At 36.0% G+C, this 18,176-nt stretch carries 19 protein-coding genes; 9 read left to right on the top strand and 10 right to left on the bottom strand.

Annotation, left to right across the window (positions count from 1 at the left end; genetic code table 11):
* Positions 1-19 precede the first annotated feature (19 nt).
* Entirely contained in the window at positions 20-1,120 is a 1,101-nt protein-coding gene (dprA, locus tag ZA07_RS05500; protein ID WP_053970724.1) for a DNA-processing protein DprA, read from the top strand.
* On the opposite strand, the gene trpS is transcribed toward dprA, so the two are convergent.
* A complete protein-coding gene (gene trpS / locus ZA07_RS05495; RefSeq protein ID WP_053970723.1) occupies positions 1,117-2,085 on the bottom strand; it encodes a tryptophan--tRNA ligase in 969 nt (322 codons plus the stop codon). The two genes, dprA and trpS, sit on opposite strands and share 4 nt — an antisense overlap.
* A 123-nt stretch (positions 2,086-2,208) precedes the next feature.
* Here trpS and ZA07_RS05490 point away from each other — a divergent pair, with 123 nt between their 5' ends.
* Positions 2,209-2,946 (top strand): 1-acyl-sn-glycerol-3-phosphate acyltransferase, encoded by a 738-nt coding sequence (locus tag ZA07_RS05490; protein ID WP_053970722.1) that lies wholly within the window; start codon positions 2,209-2,211, stop codon positions 2,944-2,946.
* 86 nt (positions 2,947-3,032) lie between these two features.
* On the opposite strand, the gene ZA07_RS05485 is transcribed toward ZA07_RS05490, so the two are convergent.
* The 4 genes from ZA07_RS05485 to recA all read right to left on the bottom strand — a co-directional run bounded on the left by ZA07_RS05485 (position 3,033) and on the right by recA (position 6,779).
* Positions 3,033-4,667 (bottom strand): hypothetical protein, encoded by a 1,635-nt coding sequence (locus tag ZA07_RS05485; protein WP_053970721.1) that lies wholly within the window; start codon positions 4,665-4,667, stop codon positions 3,033-3,035.
* Entirely contained in the window at positions 4,667-5,209 is a 543-nt protein-coding gene (locus tag ZA07_RS05480; RefSeq protein ID WP_053970720.1) for an RNA polymerase sigma factor, read from the bottom strand. The genes ZA07_RS05485 and ZA07_RS05480 overlap by 1 nt, the downstream gene beginning before the upstream one ends.
* Before the next feature lie 29 nt (positions 5,210-5,238).
* On the bottom strand, positions 5,239-5,664 hold the full coding sequence (locus ZA07_RS05475) for a hypothetical protein (protein ID WP_157492072.1): 426 nt from the start codon (positions 5,662-5,664) through the stop codon (positions 5,239-5,241).
* 107 nt (positions 5,665-5,771) lie between these two features.
* A complete protein-coding gene (gene recA / locus ZA07_RS05470; RefSeq protein ID WP_053970718.1) occupies positions 5,772-6,779 on the bottom strand; it encodes a recombinase RecA in 1,008 nt (335 codons plus the stop codon).
* Positions 6,780-7,228: 449 nt separating this feature from the next.
* On the opposite strand from recA, the gene ZA07_RS05465 reads away from it, so the two are divergent.
* On the top strand, positions 7,229-8,173 hold the full coding sequence (locus ZA07_RS05465; protein WP_053970717.1) for an FAD-dependent oxidoreductase: 945 nt from the start codon (positions 7,229-7,231) through the stop codon (positions 8,171-8,173).
* Here the strand turns inward: ZA07_RS05465 and ZA07_RS05460 are convergent.
* The 5 genes from ZA07_RS05460 to ZA07_RS05440 all read right to left on the bottom strand — a co-directional run bounded on the left by ZA07_RS05460 (position 8,170) and on the right by ZA07_RS05440 (position 12,454).
* Entirely contained in the window at positions 8,170-9,081 is a 912-nt protein-coding gene (locus ZA07_RS05460; protein WP_157492071.1) for a CPBP family glutamic-type intramembrane protease, read from the bottom strand. The genes ZA07_RS05465 and ZA07_RS05460 overlap by 4 nt on opposite strands.
* Before the next feature lie 104 nt (positions 9,082-9,185).
* On the bottom strand, positions 9,186-10,595 hold the full coding sequence (locus tag ZA07_RS05455) for a hypothetical protein (RefSeq protein ID WP_053970715.1): 1,410 nt from the start codon (positions 10,593-10,595) through the stop codon (positions 9,186-9,188).
* A gap of 79 nt (positions 10,596-10,674) precedes the next feature.
* On the bottom strand, positions 10,675-11,460 hold the full coding sequence (locus ZA07_RS05450) for a hypothetical protein (protein ID WP_053970714.1): 786 nt from the start codon (positions 11,458-11,460) through the stop codon (positions 10,675-10,677).
* Positions 11,461-11,481: 21 nt separating this feature from the next.
* A complete protein-coding gene (locus tag ZA07_RS05445) occupies positions 11,482-11,925 on the bottom strand; it encodes a hypothetical protein (RefSeq protein WP_157492070.1) in 444 nt (147 codons plus the stop codon).
* 124 nt (positions 11,926-12,049) lie between these two features.
* Positions 12,050-12,454, bottom strand: a complete 405-nt coding sequence (locus tag ZA07_RS05440; RefSeq protein WP_053970712.1) for a hypothetical protein — start codon at positions 12,452-12,454, stop codon at positions 12,050-12,052.
* 308 nt (positions 12,455-12,762) lie between these two features.
* Between ZA07_RS05440 and ZA07_RS05435 the strand changes: the two genes are divergently transcribed.
* The 6 genes from ZA07_RS05435 to ZA07_RS05410 all read left to right on the top strand — a co-directional run bounded on the left by ZA07_RS05435 (position 12,763) and on the right by ZA07_RS05410 (position 18,172).
* Positions 12,763-13,842, top strand: a complete 1,080-nt coding sequence (locus ZA07_RS05435) for a rhodanese-related sulfurtransferase (RefSeq protein WP_053970711.1) — start codon at positions 12,763-12,765, stop codon at positions 13,840-13,842.
* A 3-nt stretch (positions 13,843-13,845) separates the two neighbouring features.
* On the top strand, positions 13,846-15,090 hold the full coding sequence (locus tag ZA07_RS05430; RefSeq protein WP_053970710.1) for a peptidase U32 family protein: 1,245 nt from the start codon (positions 13,846-13,848) through the stop codon (positions 15,088-15,090).
* Positions 15,090-15,320, top strand: a complete 231-nt coding sequence (locus ZA07_RS05425; protein ID WP_053970709.1) for a ferredoxin — start codon at positions 15,090-15,092, stop codon at positions 15,318-15,320. Before ZA07_RS05430 ends, ZA07_RS05425 begins: the two co-directional genes overlap by 1 nt.
* Before the next feature lie 22 nt (positions 15,321-15,342).
* Positions 15,343-16,347: a radical SAM protein gene (locus ZA07_RS05420; protein WP_053970708.1), complete on the top strand. Its 1,005-nt coding sequence runs from the start codon at positions 15,343-15,345 to the stop codon at positions 16,345-16,347.
* Between the two features lie 117 nt (positions 16,348-16,464).
* Positions 16,465-17,694, top strand: coding sequence for a regulatory iron-sulfur-containing complex subunit RicT (locus tag ZA07_RS05415; RefSeq protein WP_053970707.1), 1,230 nt, complete (start codon positions 16,465-16,467; stop codon positions 17,692-17,694).
* A complete protein-coding gene (locus tag ZA07_RS05410; protein WP_053970706.1) occupies positions 17,684-18,172 on the top strand; it encodes a gliding motility lipoprotein GldH in 489 nt (162 codons plus the stop codon). Before ZA07_RS05415 ends, ZA07_RS05410 begins: the two co-directional genes overlap by 11 nt.
* The last annotated feature ends 4 nt before the right edge of the window (positions 18,173-18,176 follow it).

Genomic DNA, 18,176 nt, shown 5'->3' with positions numbered 1-18,176 from the left:
GTATTTCAAACAGATACCCATGACCGAACAGCAATTAATTTATACCCTGGCATTGCAACATGTTCCTAAAATAGGGGATATAACAGCTAAAAAGCTAATTGGTGTATGCGGGTCTGCAGAAGCTGTTTTAAAAGAAAAAAGAGGCAATCTATTAAAAATCGACGGGATTGGAGCAGCAAGTTTGGAAGGTCTGTTTGATGCGAACCACTTACGTGAGGCAGAACATGAATTTCGTTTTATTCAGACTCATCAAATATCCTGCCTTTATTTTATGGAATCGGATTATCCCGAACGATTGAAACACTGTATCGATGCCCCTATTTTACTTTTTCAAAGGGGAAATGTCAACCTGAATAATCAAAGGATTATTAGTATTGTTGGGGTACGTAAAATCACAAACCACGGCATGGAATTTTGCAAGAAATTAGTTGAGAACTTGGCTCCATTTAATCCCATTATTGTTTCTGGTTTTGCTTATGGGACAGATATTACAGCGCATAAGGCTGCCATAGATCATAACCTTCAAACGATTGGTTGTTTAGCTCATGGATTTAACGATATGTATCCTAAGGTTCATTCGAAATATGTGAAATCAGTAGAAGCTCACGGTGGTTTTTTTACCGACTTTTGCAGTACCTCGAACTTTGACCGAAAGAACTTTTTAAAACGGAATCGTATTATTGCTGGCCTGAGTGAAGCGACCATTGTTATTGAATCTGCCGAAAAGGGAGGCAGCTTGGTAACGGCTGATATTGCCCACTCTTATGACCGGGAGGTATTTGCTGTTCCTGGTCGGGTGACCGATAGCCAAAGTGTAGGGTGCAATAATCTGATTAAGCAACAAAAGGCACAGATGTTGTCCAATTCCATGGATGTGCCCTTTATGTTGGACTGGAAATTGGAACAGGAAAAGCCAACCATACAGCGACAACTGTTTGTGGATTTAAATGAGCATGAACAGCTTATTTACAACTATTTAAAGGATCAAAAAAAGCAGTTGCTGGATGTGATTGCTCTAGACACCCAGTTGCCAACTTATAAATTAGCTGGTATTCTTTTGAATATGGAATTGAAAGGCGTCGTTAGGCCTTTACCAGGCAAATTGTTTGAACTTATTTAATACCCTACTTTTTCCCTAACTCTAGAAAGTACATCATTTGCAACCTTTTTAGCTTTTTCAGCACCTACTGATAGGGCTTTATCAACTTCTTCAAGGTTATTCATATAATAATGATACTTTTCTCTCGCTTCTGCAAATTTTTCAACAATCAATTCAAAAAGAGCTTGTTTGGCATGTCCATAGCCATAGCCTCCTTTTTCGTAATTGGATTTCATGGTTTCTACTTCTTCATCAGAAGCTAATAAAGAATAGATAGCAAAACAGTTACAGGTTTTCCAGTCTTTAGGTTCCTCAAGTGGGGTGCTATCAGTTTGGATGGACATGATTTGCTTTCTCAGTTTCTTGTCATCCAAAAAGATATTGATAAAGTTGTTTCTACTTTTGCTCATTTTCTCGCCATCAGTACCAGGAACAATCATCACATGTTCTTCAATTTTGGCATCTGGCAATACAAAGGTGTCTCCCATTTTAGCATGGAATCTAGAAGCCACATCTCGTGTCATTTCTATATGCTGTAATTGATCTTTCCCAACCGGGACGATGTTCGCGTCGTATAACAAAATATCAGCTGCCATCAACATAGGGTAGGTGAACAACCCAGAATTGACGTCTGCCAACCTATCGGCTTTGTCTTTAAAACTGTGCGCTAAAGTCAATCTTTGGTAAGGAAAGAAACAACTTAAATACCAAGACAATTCAGTAACTTGTGGAATATCACTTTGTCTATAGAAAACGGTTTTGTCAATATCTAAACCGAAGGCTAGCCAGGTTGCCGCAACAGAATAGGTGTTTTCTCTTAGTTCTGCAGCATCTTTGATTTGGGTTAAGGTGTGTAAATTGGCAATAAACAAAAAAGAGTCATTTTCCTCTTTTTTAGACATGTCTATCGCTGGTAAAATGGCACCTAAAATATTACCTAAATGTGGTGTCCCTGTACTCTGGATTCCTGTTAAAATTCTCGCCATGGATTTCAAATATTGGACAGCAAAAGTAACCAATCCTAAAGAATTATGAAAAGTAGAAGGTGTTAGAATTTAAACTTTTATCATTCTGTAGGAATATGGAGATAAATACTATTTTTGTTGCCAATGAAATTTATTAAATATCCTTTTTGGCTTTTATATAGAATTTGGTTTTACATTTTGGTGGCCTTACCCATCATTATATTATTTCCTATTTTATTAATATCTATCGCCAATGAATCTTGGTATCCGTTTTTCTTCAGGATTGCTAGATTATGGGCCAAATTCATTTTAGTTGGAATGGGCTTCCGAGTAAAAATTGACAGAGATCAAACACCTCAGAGAAAGGAAAGCTATATGTTTATTGCCAATCATACCTCTATGGCCGATATCATGTTGATGTTAGTAGCTGTTAAAAATCCCTTTGTTTTTGTGGGTAAGAAGGAGCTAGCCAAAATCCCATTGTTTGGATTCTTTTATAAACGTACCTGTATATTAGTTGATCGCAGTTCAGAAAAAAGCAGGAAGGCAGTTTTTTTGAGAGCCCAAAAGAGATTGAAGCAAGGTTTAAGTATTTGTATTTTTCCTGAGGGAGGAGTTCCTGATGAGTCTATTTTGCTCGATAGTTTTAAGGATGGTGCATTTCGATTGGCAATCAATCACCAAATTCCCATCGTGCCCATGGTGTTTCCTGATAATATAAAACGGTTCTCTTATACCTTTTTTAGTGGAAGTCCAGGTAAAATGAGAGCCAAGATTTTACCATTTATAGAAACAAAGGATTATACTATAGCGACTACCAAGGAGTTAAATGAAAAATCTAGAAACGTTATTTTAAAGAGCCTTCATAGTTATCAAAACTGAAAAAAGCTGCCTATGACACCAAGCAGCTTTTCCCTAGTTGTTCTATTGGAATTTTTATACCAATGAACAATCTAACCAACTAAAAACTAAAACTTAAAACTGAATCCGGTATAAACCCCTAAGATATAAGGGTTGAAATTTCCAGATGTATTTTCATAAGCTCCAAACTGGTATTTGAAAACAGGCTCAAAATTGAACTTGAACTTGGGAGAGAATTTGTAATTCAATCCAATTCCCAAATTTCCAGAAAAACTCACATTATTGATATTGTTGGCTTCACCTATGTAAGTGTTGTAGCTCTCAAACTCTGAATAAACTTCATTTTGATTTAAAAAGAATGTGCTAAAACCTCCTACGACACCTACGCCAAATTTCTTATTAACTAGGGTGTATTCCAGTTCTAAGGGCACTTCATAATAACCTATTCTTTGACTTATGGCAGCATTGGCGTCAAACATGGAGCTTACAGTTTGAACACCCAAATTATCAGCGCTAATGGCATTAATGGATTCATTTCCTGGGGCCATGGTTAAATTCTTTAAATATTGTGGATTTCCTCCAGTTCCCCCACCTGGGGTTTCATAAAGAATGACATCATTAGTGTCATAACTAAGTTTTAATGAATTAACTCCTGTTCTGATAGTTAATTTCTCATTAATCACATAACCTACATTGACACCATAACTGGTATTTACTTCACCAGTTTTTGAATTTCCCACAAACTGTTCATCAATATGAGAGCCATCGCCTAAGGAATTGTAATAAACAGGGGCAATGTTTGCATACACTTGCCACCTGTTTTTTAATTTTTCTTTTTCATCTTTTTCCTTTGATTCTTCGGCCTCGGCGATGGCCTCTTCAATTGACATCTCTTTTTCTTTTTCAGGGAAATTTTCAATGCTTTCTTCAGCCTTAATGGCTGTTGAGTCTTTATTTATCTGGTGGGTAGCTAGGGCGTTTTCATATTTATTTTGTTCCAATGCATTCTTTTGAACAAGTGGATTTTCCTCTGTAGTTAATCTTACGTCTTTAGATTGATTGGATATTCCAGAAGGATTGTTAAGCTTGTTATTTTGGGATTTGGAGTTGTTCTCGTTGTCTGCCAAAGCCTTTGAATACGCTTGATTGTTGTCTTCTAGGTCCTCTTTTGCGTTTTCTTTAAAATCTCCAACGTTCGATTTTACATTGTTGGCTAGACCAGTTGATGCGGTAGCATCCGTATGAACCGAATCAACTAAGTTGTTTCCCGTTCTGGAATTGTCTTGGGGCTTGAAGTTGTTATCTTTTGAAGTTTGGGTTAATGGATTTGCTCTATTGGTATTTGTGTTTTGGAGGTTGATTTGTTCTTGATTTTCTTGCCCATTATCACTCACACTTGGAGAATCATTGAATTCTCGATCATTAATGATGTTTAAATTATCTCCTTCATTTGAACTGGATGAATCAGGAAGCTCTGTATCCACAACAGAATTTTCAGGGTTTAAGATCTTGTCATTTGGCACCACATCAAGATTGGTAAAAACAAGACCACCAACGGTCAATAGAATTAATAACAAGGCTGCAACACCGGCCCATTTATACCAGGCAGGGATTACTTTAGTATCCTTTTCTTCGACTTGAAGTTCCTTTTGGATGTTTTTCCAAACATGATCTTTAGGCGCAACTTCAAAATCCTTGAATTTTTCTTGAAAAATTCGGTCTATGTGCTTTTTATCACTCATTATAGCGTCTGCGAATTCATTCGCCTTTTGTAATCTTCAATATTTTCTTTTAAAATCTTTCGGGCTCTGGCTAAATTGGATTTGGATGTTCCGGATGAAATAGATAGCAATTCAGCAATATCCTGATGGGAATAACCATCCATAACATATAAATTGAAAACGAGTCGGTACCTGTCAGGTAAATCCTGAATAATTTTCAACAGATAATCAATAGTAATATCATCATCTTCAATTTCCACCTCCACATCTTCAATATGAGCTTCATCAATAATTTCAAAAACACCTTGTTTTCTATATTTTTGAAGCGCTGTATTGACGGTGATTCGTTTCATCCATCCTTCCAAAGAACCTTTATGATTAAATTGTGCTATTTTGTTAAAAATAGTCACAAACGCATCCTGCAGATTATCTTCCGCCTCCGCGTAATTTCTTGAATACTTCAAGCAAACCGAAAACAATTTACCCGAATATATCTGGTATAATTCGCTTTGTGCTTGGGTATCATGATTACTACATTTTTGTATGAGTTGCTTTAAACTCACATTGTTTTGAATTAATTAAATCTAATAACTCACTCTGAAACTTCTACCAGAACTTCTTCATAGAGATCTGTTCCCGAATCATCTGTTCCTTTCCAAAACTTAAAAGTATAGGTCCCTGAATTTAGGGGTTTAAAATTAAAGTTGGTTTCAAAAATGGCAGTTTGCGTTTCACAGGGCTCATTATTTGCAAAATAGGCTGAAACAATGGCTACCGTTCTTTCAAAATCGACCTTGGAATAATAAATGTCATTGTAAGCATGACAATCGGTAGGCAGAATATAAGAGACCGATATTTCATAAATTTCATTAACGGTCATTTCTGTGGGCAAAAAGGCTTCCTCAACGGGTAACAATTCATATTGAACATTGATTGTGTCATCATCACTGAGGCTACAAGATTGAAACATGACTACAGTCAAAACCAAGGTTACAAATATTTTAAAACTCCTCATCATTGAATCAAGTATATCTTTGGTTTAACAATTCATTTAGTAGATGCAGAATGAATAAAAAGGTTGCGTCTGGATATAAAAAAATCCCGAATTTTTCGGGATTTGTTTTTTTATTGTTGATTTTCTTTGATAGCTTCCTTGATTTTCTGTTCAAGTTCATCCATCAAATCTGGGTTATCTTTCAATAAGGCTTTAACAGCATCTCTTCCTTGCCCTAGTTTGCTATCTTCATAACTAAACCATGACCCACTCTTTTTAACAATGCCAAAATCAACAGCTAGGTCTAGAACTTCTCCCACTTTAGAAATTCCTTCTCCATACATGATGTCAAATTCAGCCGTTTTAAACGGTGGTGCGACTTTGTTCTTAACCACTTTAACACGAGTTTTGTTACCAGAAACATCCCCGTTATTATCTTTTATTTGGGTAGAACGTCTAATGTCTAACCTTACGGAAGCATAGAATTTCAAAGCATTTCCACCTGTGGTGGTCTCAGGGTTTCCAAACATGACCCCTATTTTTTCACGTAATTGGTTGATGAAAATCATGGTACAATTGGTTTTGCTGATGGAAGCCGTTAACTTTCTCAAAGCTTGAGACATTAATCGGGCGTGTAACCCCATTTTGGAGTCTCCCATTTCTCCCTCAATTTCACTTTTGGGTGTTAATGCAGCAACCGAATCCACAATAATAATGTCAATGGCCCCTGAGCGCACTAAGTTGTCTGCTATTTCTAATGCTTGTTCTCCATGATCTGGTTGGGAGATGATTAAATTCTCTAAATCAACTCCTAACTTTTCGGCATAAAATCGATCAAAAGCATGTTCTGCATCAATAAAAGCGGCGATGCCTCCTTTTTTTTGAGCCTCGGCAATAGCATGTAATGTTAAGGTGGTTTTACCAGAGGATTCTGGTCCGTAAATTTCAATCACTCGGCCACGTGGATATCCTCCAACACCCAGTGCTAAATCCAAGCCTAAAGAACCAGATGAGATAGCCTCAATATCAGCAACCGCTTGGTCACTCATCTTCATGACAGTTCCTTTTCCGTAAGCTTTATCTAATTTATCTAAGGTTAATTTTAATGCTTTTAATTTGGCTTCTTTCTCGCTGCTCATACTCTGTTTTTTTTCATTGTGATAAATGCTAAAATACTACAACTTTTATCAGTTTACAATTTTATGACGCAACCTTTTTATTCTTTTTGCATCTATAGAATAAAGTGGGGAACTTTTGCTATGAAAAGAGCTGCAGAGTGCAGCAAATTTTCATCCGGAATGTTTAATTTAAAATGATTACCAGATGAAATTTTTTAAGAAATTTATTAACGCATGGGGTGTTTCAGTTCCTGTTTTTATAAACAGCAACTGTAAAGCCGATGGTGGTTAACTCGTTTTTTGATTTTGTTTTTTGAGAAAAAAATTGAATTAATAATAACGAGTTAGTCTACTTAAAGCACTTTATAGTTTCTATAAAGTGCTTTTTGTTTTTAGGGGTTTTACAAGAATAAAAAGAATGTTTTAAAGACGCTTTTAAATATCTTTGAAAACTTAGTGATAAAGAGCTTATGCAAAAGAAAGTTGTGGTGGTTGGTAGCGGCATTGTTGGGCTTACAACAGCTCTGCAACTACAGGAAAAGGGATTTCAAGTCGAAATCGTTTCAAAAGAACCGTTTCAAAAGACCTTATCCCATAAAGTGGGTGCTATTTGGTTTCCTTTTGAAGTGCATCCCATTGAAAAGGCAAATAAATGGGCTGCGTATTCCTATCAGAAATACTTAGAAGAAGTAAGTCTGAAAAATGGCGTGTCTATCATACCGTTCATGGTAGTTTATAATTCTGAAAGTGATACGTCTTGGACTTCTCATTTACCAGATGACCAAGTTAGAAAAGCCCATGACCATGAACTACCAAAGGGTGTTGAAAATGCTTTTTTGGCTCAAGTACCTTTAGCAGAACCGCCTTTATATTTGCCTTATTTATTTCAGAAATTTTTGGATGCTGATGGACAATTTATCCTGAAGGAAGTAAAATCGCTTCAAGAAATGGCCTCATTAGGGTGCAGGGTTGTTAATTGCACGGGAATGGGGGCTAAGGATTTGTGTCGGGATATTCACTTAAAACCCATGCGCGGACAGATCCTGAGGTGTGAAAAGCTAACAGGAGCATCTTGTGTCAACTCAACAGAACCTGGCAAGCTGACTTATATCTTCAATAGAAGTACAGATAGCATTGTGGGTGGGACGGACTATATTAATGATTATAATGAACAAGTAGATGATGTCGATACTCAAAAAATTTTGGACCGATTGAAAACCTCGGGCTTAAGTGAGAAACAACCGGAAGTTTTAGAAATTTTAGTGGGTTTGAGACCTTTAAGGAGCGAAGTGCGGTTTGAATATGATGCCGAATACTCCAACATTTTTCATAATTACGGTCATGGTGGTGCCGGTTTTACGGTAGCTTGGGGGTGTGCCATGGAATTGGCAGAGCGTTTTAAAAAGCAACTTTAATTCTCTTCAGGTTTTGTAATCATCAATAATTCTTCATCAAGTAAAAATTGTTTGATGGGTTGGTATAAGTTAGGTTGTTTAGCTGTAGAATCTTTTAACTTAATTTCGAAATGATAATCCATAAAAAGTTCGGTAGGTATGAACTGATCTGTTTGGCTTGCAGTCATATCGCTCCATAGCACAGATTTTAATAAAAATGAAGCTTCACAACTTGTTGCCTTTATGTGGTTCATAGTTGGAAAGTTCACTTTTCCATGAAACTTTTTTGAAGTCCTGCTCCAAGTGACATGTATGTTTTCGTTTTCATAATGTTGAATGGTTTCATCTGGGAAAAATAGGGAATAGGAAAAAACTAACACTAGGCTTAAATTCCACACGGAATGGGAAAGTATGGATTTTAATAGATTAAAATTGATACAAATCCAAATGGCAAAAAATGCAAAAGCACTTCTAAAGCTAAATCCAGCTAATGCATTCCAGCTTATCAAATGATCGGTGTCCAGATGGAATAATGCAAATAGAAAAGCGTTGAGTAGGGCTAAAGGGACTAGTAAAGAGACCTCTTTCTTAAAAAAAGAAACAATCAATAAAACTAAATAGATAATGGTAATTACTTTGGTTAAATAACTTTGGGTCAGAAAGAAAAAGATAATCAAACCAATAAGGGAGATAGCTCTTATAATTTTGGATTGAACAAAGCCTCCTCTAAAACTCAATTCTTCAAAAATAGGAGCTATAAAAATTGCGAAAACGAGAAAAAGAGGGAATCCAACCCTAGTGTAACTTTCAAAAGTTTTATAGTTTTCTGCTAAATTTAAGTCTACAAAAAAAGAGGTTACTATTCCTAAACAGAACATGCCTATTCCAGAAATTAGCAACCAACTGTGTTTTTTATTTTTTAAAGTCAAACGTATAATTTTATAATTGAATGGATTTAACAAAGTAAAGCAAGTTTGTGCTCCTATAAAATGGGGTTTACAGGATACTATTTAATAATCATGATTTGAAGTTCTCAAATCTTTCGTTTCAGAATCCTTACTTTTAACAGTATCTCATCATAAAATTGAAATAACCCTATTTTTTTGAGAAACATCGCCTTTTTTCTCTCAAAATCAGGATTTGTAGGGATTCCATTTATGGTTTTATGGTTGGTCGCCAAGTTTTCTATAATCTTTTGGTAAAGCTTGCTTGTGTACTTATCTCGGTCTTTTCTTTTAGTAGAAAGAAGCAGTTCTAAAAGTGCTCGAGAATTAAAGGGAGACATGACCTCTAAACCTTCTTTGGAATTTTCTGTTTTTGATCTAGCGGCCCAATTGCTCATTTTCTCTTCCCAATAAAACATATCTAGCATGTTATAACCAAAAGTTTCAAATGGGCGTTGGTTTTTGGTCAACCATTGATCATAATGATTTGTTACAAAGTTGTTGGTGGAAAAACCATTAAGAACAGCAAGTTTTATTCCAGAAACTGGCTTAATGTAATTGAAAAAATTTCTAGCTACCTCGCTTATGTTTCCATTGATTATTACTTTGCCAGGAATGAATTTTTGATAGTCAGTTTTGAAAGAATTGTTTTTGTTTGAAGTGATATCAGTTGCTCCATCTTCAATAACATGTAGTTTTTTATTGAACAAATGAGTTAACTTTTTGGCTATTTGAATGTCATAATGGGACTCATTCATATTATCATGTTGGAAAACAAAATAATCACATTCCGTTGATAAACTGGCAAGGAATAGTAATCGACTATCAAATCCTCCAGTAACAGGCAGAATGATAGGATGTCTGTTTGCAATAGCTTTAATATAACCTTTCAACATGAGTGCGGCTTTATTGGCAACATCATTGATAGATTGAGGAGTTATTTTTGAAAAGGGGAAAAAACGAACCGTTTTTTTGTTCAGTAAATCCAGATAATGATTAGGGGACAAGTGATTTATAGATGGGTCTGGAGTTGTGGTCCCTATAAATAATTTCTTTTGATCATAAAGCTTGGAATTATAATAAGCATGATTCTTTGGATGTTCCCATGTTGATGAAATGAAGTGTAATTCTGAAGCTAAATCCTTATAGTCCTCGGTATAATATACTTCTCTTTGGGCGCAACAATCATTCAATACAATCAAGGATTCTTGGGTGGCATGAATAAGGACATATTCACCATAAAAAGTGTTGAGCATTTTAAAAAAGTCCTCCTTTGACTGTTGATTTGCTAAAGTGTCCAATAGTTCTTGATTGGATGCCTCTGTACGTATGTAGTCAAAAAGATTCCCTAACAGATGGATGGAAGTGCCTTTATATTCTGAAAAGGTATAATTCAGGTCATTGCTAAACTGTAAATAGTAATTATCGATGGTAACAATAGAACAGTGTTGCTTCTGTTCTGGCTTGGTGGTCCTAAAAGTAAATTGTTTGTGGGTCATAGATGTTCAAACATGAGCAAAAATAGGCAATATCCCAAATTATCGGCAACTCTATAAATGGGGACTTTTGGAAGTTATTTTATTCAGCTTGATATTGTTTTCCCACCTTTTCAGGGTTTTTAAGATCAATCCAAAAAATGTCTGTGGGCTCCTCAGTTTCCATTTGCCCATTTTGGTTGCTGTCTTTTTTTGCAAAAACGTACATGAGGTCATTGGCAGGATCATATTCCGAACTCATGACCGAATGTGTTTTCGGGATTAGTGTCGTTTTATTCTTTCCGTCTATGTCAAAATGATAGAGTCTTCTCAAGTCCTTCATATTTATAAAACCATCTTTGTTAGAGTCCTCATCATAAACTGATACCATGTAATAACCTCTTTTTACAGGCTCATAATTCAGAGTGTCTTTGGAAAAGGCGGGATAGTAAAGGGTTTTGATCAAAACAGGTTTGTCAAAAAGTTTGTTTTCAGTATTTGTCAAGTTGTTGTAATGGGAAACGTTCACAAAGTTATAACCGTAAATCGCTTCAAAACCTGGCATGAAGTTATTGTTCCAATTGTTTCCTTTCCTATCATCATCATTCCAAGTAGAATGATACAAATTGGAGCCCACAAAAGGTTTGTTTGTTTTTTTATTATAGTTCACTTTATAGATTGGAGTCAATCGGTGCTCATTGTTATAGGTCAAAAGAACATTTCTGGGTCTAGTTTCCAGTTTTAGGGAGTCTATGAGAAGTCCAACTACTTTTTGACCACTTTCATCTTCGGTGATATCACTTACTTGAAAGCCTTTTTTTTCAACATGATTATTAGAGCAACCTAGAAATAAAAGATTAAAGATCAAAAAAGGAAAAATGTACTTCATAATGCTATTTTAAATGTCCAATTAGTTTTTGGTTGATTTGTTTAGTTGTTGTTTCACCACTTCTTCAGATTCCCGTAAAACTTGCTTTACCTCTTCGAAGGTAGTGTCAGCGTGGTTGTTCCAATCCATAAGTCTATGGTTAATAACGCGACCGTTTTCATATTTCTCCAAGGTGAACCTCACAATTTGAAGACTGGGCCTTCTGTGGATGTATTCTCCAGAAACATCAATGGATGCTTTGAAAAGAGCACAAAACAAACTGTACTTGCCATTGGTTATGTCATCATCACATTGGCGGTCATCATGCTTGTTCCAAATGGCCGCATCCGAAAGTATGGAATCGGCTCGCTGAATTATTTTCAAATCCATGGAGTCAAATACAAGCTCCCTGTTTTCCATGTTCTTTTGGGCACTGGTCCAAGGAATTGTCAAAAAAGTAGCGATTAAAAATAAAAGAAGTCTCATAAGGTCTTTTAACAATGGCGTTTTTAACGAGATCTTTACAAGCCCGCATGGGATTAAAGATAGCTAAAGAACCTCATTTTAAGCTATTTTGAAACGATTTATGTGAGAAAAGACCGTATTCGGCTCAACTATAATATTGTTTCAATGTTTTGTAGATGAGCTTTTTCTCTCCTTTCCATAAACCGTCGGTCAAAATCTCATAATATTGGTCTTCGTGGTTTATTTGTACACCTTTCCAGTTGGTTGTAATATCCATGGAATCTTCCGAAATAACGATAACCTTAGGTTCAGCCATACCAGGAAATCTCCATTTGATGTGTTGTTTGTCAAATTGAAAAAAGTATTTCTTGAAATTTCCAAAATTTAAGAACATTTGGATCACAAAAATAAAACCCACTAAAGGAAAATGTTCACCTATTCCTAAGTCAGTCGTACGATCAAGAATGACTAACAAAATGAAAAGTAAACCAACTACTCCAATTGCAATTGATAGTTGTTTTCTCCGCTTAAACAATTTGACGTGTTCCATTTTTGGTTTTTGCAGGCTAAAAATAATTAAAAATCCTACAAAAGCTAGTACCTTAAATGAAAAGAACCAGAGATTACTTAAACCCCGTTCAAGTTTGGTTCGGACCAATAGGGCGCAGCGGAATTAATTTTTTTTAAATCTCATTAAGGCTTAGAAAAAGATACATACTTGATTGCCAAATCACCAACAATAACTTGGGTAAAACTTACGCTTTTGAGGCTTGATGGTATGTTTTAATGCAAATAGTTAAAAAACATTACCTTTGCAGCTCAAAAATTTAATCTTTAACCTTAAACCATTGGTATAGCATGCAACTGTACAATAACTTAAGTGCTAAAGAAAGAGCGAAACTAATTGAGGAAGCGGGTCAAGACCGGCTTACCATCTCTTTCTACACATACGCCAAAATTGGCAATCCAGAATTATTTAGGAACCATATGTTTCTAGCATGGGACCAACTAGATGTCCTAGGAAGAATCTATGTGGCCCACGAAGGTATAAATGCCCAATTATCAGTGCCAGCCGTAAATTTTGATGCCTTCAAATCCCATTTGGATACCATCACCTTTTTAAAGGATGTACGCCTTAACATCGCCATAGAACATGACAACTTTGCCTTTTTAAAATTGAAAGTCAAAGTGCGTGATAAAATTGTAGCCGATGGTTTAAATGACGCAACCTTTGATGTGACTGATATTGGAGTGCATGTCAATGCCGAAAGATTCAATGAGCTTATTGAAGACCCAAACACGGTGTTGGTAGATATGCGTAACCATTATGAAAGCGAAATAGGACATTTCAAAAATGCGGTAACTCCTGATGTAGATACTTTCAGGGAGTCTTTACCTATCATAGAGGACGATTTAAAAGATCACAAAGAAGATAAAAACTTGGTCATGTATTGCACTGGAGGAATCCGTTGTGAAAAGGCCAGTGCCTATTACAAACATCGTGGATTTCAAAACGTGTTTCAGTTGGAAGGAGGGATCATTAACTATGTTAGACAGGTTAACGCCGAGGGACTGGAGAACAAATTCATAGGAAAGAATTTTGTTTTTGATGAAAGACGCTCCGAGCGCATTTCAGAAGATATTATCGCTCAGTGTCATCAGTGTGGGAAACCAGCAGATACCCATACTAATTGTGCCAATGAAGCCTGCCACCTGCTTTTTATTCAGTGTGATGAATGTAAAGAAAAGATGGAGAATTGCTGTTCAACCAATTGCCAGGAAATCATCCATTTACCTTATGAGGAGCAAAAGGCTTTGAGAAAAGGGCAGGGAAATAGCAATGATATATTCAAAAAAGGAAGAGCAGATCACCTACCTTTTAAGCAAGACTTGCGAAACATATTCGAAGTATTACAACCCAATGTGTTAAAAGACTAAGTTATGCAGCAGATAGAATTAATGGCGCCGGCGGGTAATTTTGAATCTTTACAGGCAGCCTTGGACAATGGGGCCAATTCGGTATACTTTGGAGTGGAGCAACTCAATATGAGGGCAAGAGCTTCTATTAACTTTACTTTAGACGACCTTCCTGAAATATCCAGAAGATGTCAAGAAAAAGGAGTTAGAACCTACCTTACTTTGAATACCATTATCTATGACCATGATTTGTCCATAGTGAAAACTCTTGTCAAAAAGGCCAAAGAGGCAAATATTACGGCGGTCATTGCTATGGATCAGGCGGTGATAGCTATGGCTCGCGAACATCAAATGGAGGTGCATATTTCTACGCAAATCAATATTACCAATATTGAAACGGTAAAGTTTTATGCCATGTTTGCTGATACTATGGTATTAAGTAGAGAGCTAAGTTTAAGGCAGGTCAAAAAGATTACCGAACAGATTGAAAAGGAACAAATCAAAGGGCCTTCTGGACGTTTGGTGGAAATTGAAATTTTTGGTCATGGTGCTTTGTGTATGGCGGTGTCTGGTAAATGCTACTTGAGTTTACATTCTCATAATTCTTCAGCAAATAGAGGGGCTTGTAAACAGAATTGTAGAAAAAAATATACAGTCATTGACCAAGAGTCTGGATTTGAAATGGAGATAGATAATGAGTACATCATGTCTCCAAAAGATCTGTGTACTATTGATTTTCTAGAAGAAGTCGTGGATGCTGGAATCAAGGTTTTAAAAATTGAAGGTAGGGGAAGAGCTCCAGAATATGTGGCTCAGGTTATAAAATGTTATCGTGAAGCTATTGATAGTATAGAAGAAGGAACCTATAGTAAAGAAAAAGTGATCGGTTGGATGCAAGAATTGGAAAAAGTATACAATCGAGGTTTCTGGAGTGGTTATTACTTAGGTCAAAAACTTGGAGAATGGAGTAAAGGTTCTGGGTCTCATGCTACCCAAAAGAAAGTATATATAGGGAAAGGAGTTCATTATTATCCCAAAACAAGTATTGCCGAATTTAAAATCGAGGCCTATGATTTGTCACTTGGAGATACCATTTTAATAACAGGTCCTACCACGGGTTCCAAAGAAATTACCGTAGATACCATGTTGGTTAATGATGAAAAGCTTGAAAAAGGTGGGAAAGGCGATTCAGTAACCATTCCGATTCCTTTTAGAGTGCGTCCTTCTGACAAACTCTACAAAATTGTAGAAAATAAAGTGGAAGCTTAATGGTTGTAGTTACCCTACAAAGAAATAAATGCATAGGATGTAATTACTGTGTGGAACTAGCACCAGAGCAATTTCAAATGTCAAAAAAGGATGGGAAGTCAGTACTTCTAAGAAGTCAAGAAAAAAAAGGATTCTTTACTTTGAAGTCGCCAGACCATACTATTTTTGAACCCTGTGATCAAGCCGCAAAGGCGTGTCCCGTTAAAATAATTTCGGTCAAAAACGTTTAATAGGTAAACCCTACTACGTCGAATGGATATTTACAAGCTTTTACAACTTAATAGAAAAATAAAGAGCCACCAGGTTAAATTCTTGGGACTCTATTTATTGCATAAGTTGAACAAGCGATATTTAGCGGTTAATCTTGACCCTGTTTTAGCATGTAACCTCAGATGTAAAATGTGCTATTTTACAGATGCCGATTATGTGAAAACTCTCAAAGGTCAGTTTAAAGAAGAAGAGTTGGAGCAAGTGGCTAAAGCCATTTTTAAGAGAGCTCTAAAGCTTCAGATAGGTTGTGGTACAGAGCCAACTTTGTATAAAAATCTGCCAAAGATTGTCGCATTGGGAAAGCAATATCAGGTACCTTATATTTCCATAACTACCAATGCCAATTTATTGACCGAAGATAGTATCAAGGAACTTTTGGATGCCGGTTTAAATGAATTTACCATTTCTCTTCATGGGGTTACTAAAGAAAGCTATGAAGGGTTTATGAAAAAGGCAAACTATGAGAAATTTCATGAGGCGTTTAAAGCATTTGCCAAGTTAAAGAAGCGCTATGATTTTAAGGTGAGAATCAATTATACATTCAATAAGGATAATTTTCATGAGTTAACGCACCTATTTAAGCATTTTGATGGGCAGAGTTTTGATGTACTTCAAATTAGACCTATTCAAAAAATTGGAAATACAGAATATCAAGAATTTGACCTAGATGTTTTACGGAAGGACTATCCCAATATCATTGGCCAAATAAGAACCAATTGCAAAGCAAATAATATTGTTTTGTTGGCGCCAGACCAAATTCCAAGTAAGGAATCAATCAATGATTCCAGTCTTATTTTTGATTATACTTTTTGCTATGTATCCCCTCAAAAGTTTTGGAAAAATGGGTTTCAATGGCGTGAGGAAAGTTTTAACGAGTATTCAAAAAAAATAGGCTGGGAAAAGCAATTGTTTTCCAATATCTTCAAGTCTAAAAAGACCTTAAAATCGCTTTCTAACAGACTAAATTACGAGGTGGATTTCAATTAGAAAAATAGGTTTTTTATCTCATTAGAATAATCTTATCTTTACATCTTGAACAATTTTTATTAATCGTCTTCTGAAATAGGGTTTATCTCGTTCAGAATCAATATATATACAGTATTTATGGGATGTGGAAGTTGCGCGACTGGAAAAAACGGTCAGCCAAAGGGATGTAGGAATAATGGTACGTGCGGAACGGACAGTTGTAACAAATTAACTGTTTTTGATTGGCTTTCTAACATGTCTTTGCCCAATGGGGAAAAACCTTATGATTGGGTTGAGGTGCGTTTTAAAAATGGAAGAAAACACTATTATATAAATAACGAAAATTTATCGCTTTCAATTGGTGATGTCGTTTCGACACAAGCCCAATCGGGTCATGATGTAGGAATGGTTACGCTTACTGGTGAATTAGTAAGAGTACAAATCAAAAGGAAGAAATTTGACACTAAGACCGATGTTCTAAAGATCTATAGAAAAGCCTCTCAAAAGGATATAGATATATGGACAGAGTGTCGAGAAAAGGAAGAAAAAATGAAGGTGAAAGCCCGTCAGTTTGCAATAGACTTGGGCTTGGAAATGAAAATTTCAGATATAGAATATCAAGGGGATGCTAGTAAGGCTACCTTTTATTATACCGCAGAAGATCGCGTCGATTTTCGCGAATTAATCAAACTATTCGCCAAAGAATTCAGGACTAGAATTGAAATGAAACAAGTTGGGTTTCGTCAGGAAGCCGCCAGACTTGGTGGTATTGGTTCTTGCGGTAGGGAATTATGTTGTTCTACATGGTTAACCGACTTCAGATCGGTAAGTACTTCGGCGGCGAGATACCAACAACTTTCTTTAAATCCTCAAAAGTTGGCAGGCCAATGTGGAAAGCTGAAATGTTGTCTTAATTATGAATTGGATACCTATCTGGATGCTCTTAAAGATTTTCCTAAAACAGATGCCAAATTAGTTACTGAAAAGGGAACCGCAGTTTGTCAAAAGACAGATATTTTTAAAGGCTTTCTATGGTATGCCTACGAAGGGGAGTATGCTAATTGGCACAAACTTACCCAAGATCAAGCCAATGAAATATTGGAATTGAACAAACAAAAAAAGAAAGTAGCGAGTCTTGAAGAATATGCTGCAGACTTGGTTGAAGATACTAAAAATGAGTTTGAGAACGTTGTAGGTCAAGATAGTTTAACTCGTTTTGATACGCCTAAGCGAAGTAGAAAGCGCAATAACAAGAGAAAGAGCAACAACAATAGCAAAGGCAGCAACACGAAGAATAATAACAACAAAGGGAATAACAATAACAAAAGAGGAAGAAAACCCCAAAACAAAAAATCGAATGCAAAATAGGCTGTTCCTCCTACTTATTTTAACTATTAGTTTGGCTTCTTGCGATTCCAAAAGGGTTTATGATACTTATCATTCCTTACCAAATAAATGGCATAAGGACTCGATCATTAGTTTTAAAATTAATCCTCCAGATACGATCCAACCCTATAATTTATTCGTAAATCTTAGAAATACGAATGATTACCCCTTCAAAAACTTGTTTTTAATTGTGGAGATGGATTTTCCTCATGGGAAAAAGGTAACGGATACTTTGGAATATGAAATGGCTAAAGCAGATGGATCCTTGCTAGGAACTGGATTTTCAGACATTAAAGAGAATAAGTTGTGGTATAAGGAAGGTGTTGTTTTTAAGGAGTCTGGGGAGTATACCCTGAAGGTACAACAGGCTATGAGGGAGAATGGAGAAGTAGATGGTGTTGAAAACTTAAAAGGAGTTACAGATGTAGGTTTCCGAATCGAAAAAATAGAACAAAACTAATTGG

The sequence above is a fragment of the Mangrovimonas sp. ST2L15 genome (assembly GCF_001280515.1).
Classification (GTDB): Bacteria; Bacteroidota; Bacteroidia; order Flavobacteriales; family Flavobacteriaceae; genus Mangrovimonas; species Mangrovimonas futianensis.
The sequence above is the reverse complement of the archived record's forward strand: the minus strand, read 5'-3'. Positions and strand labels throughout refer to the sequence as shown.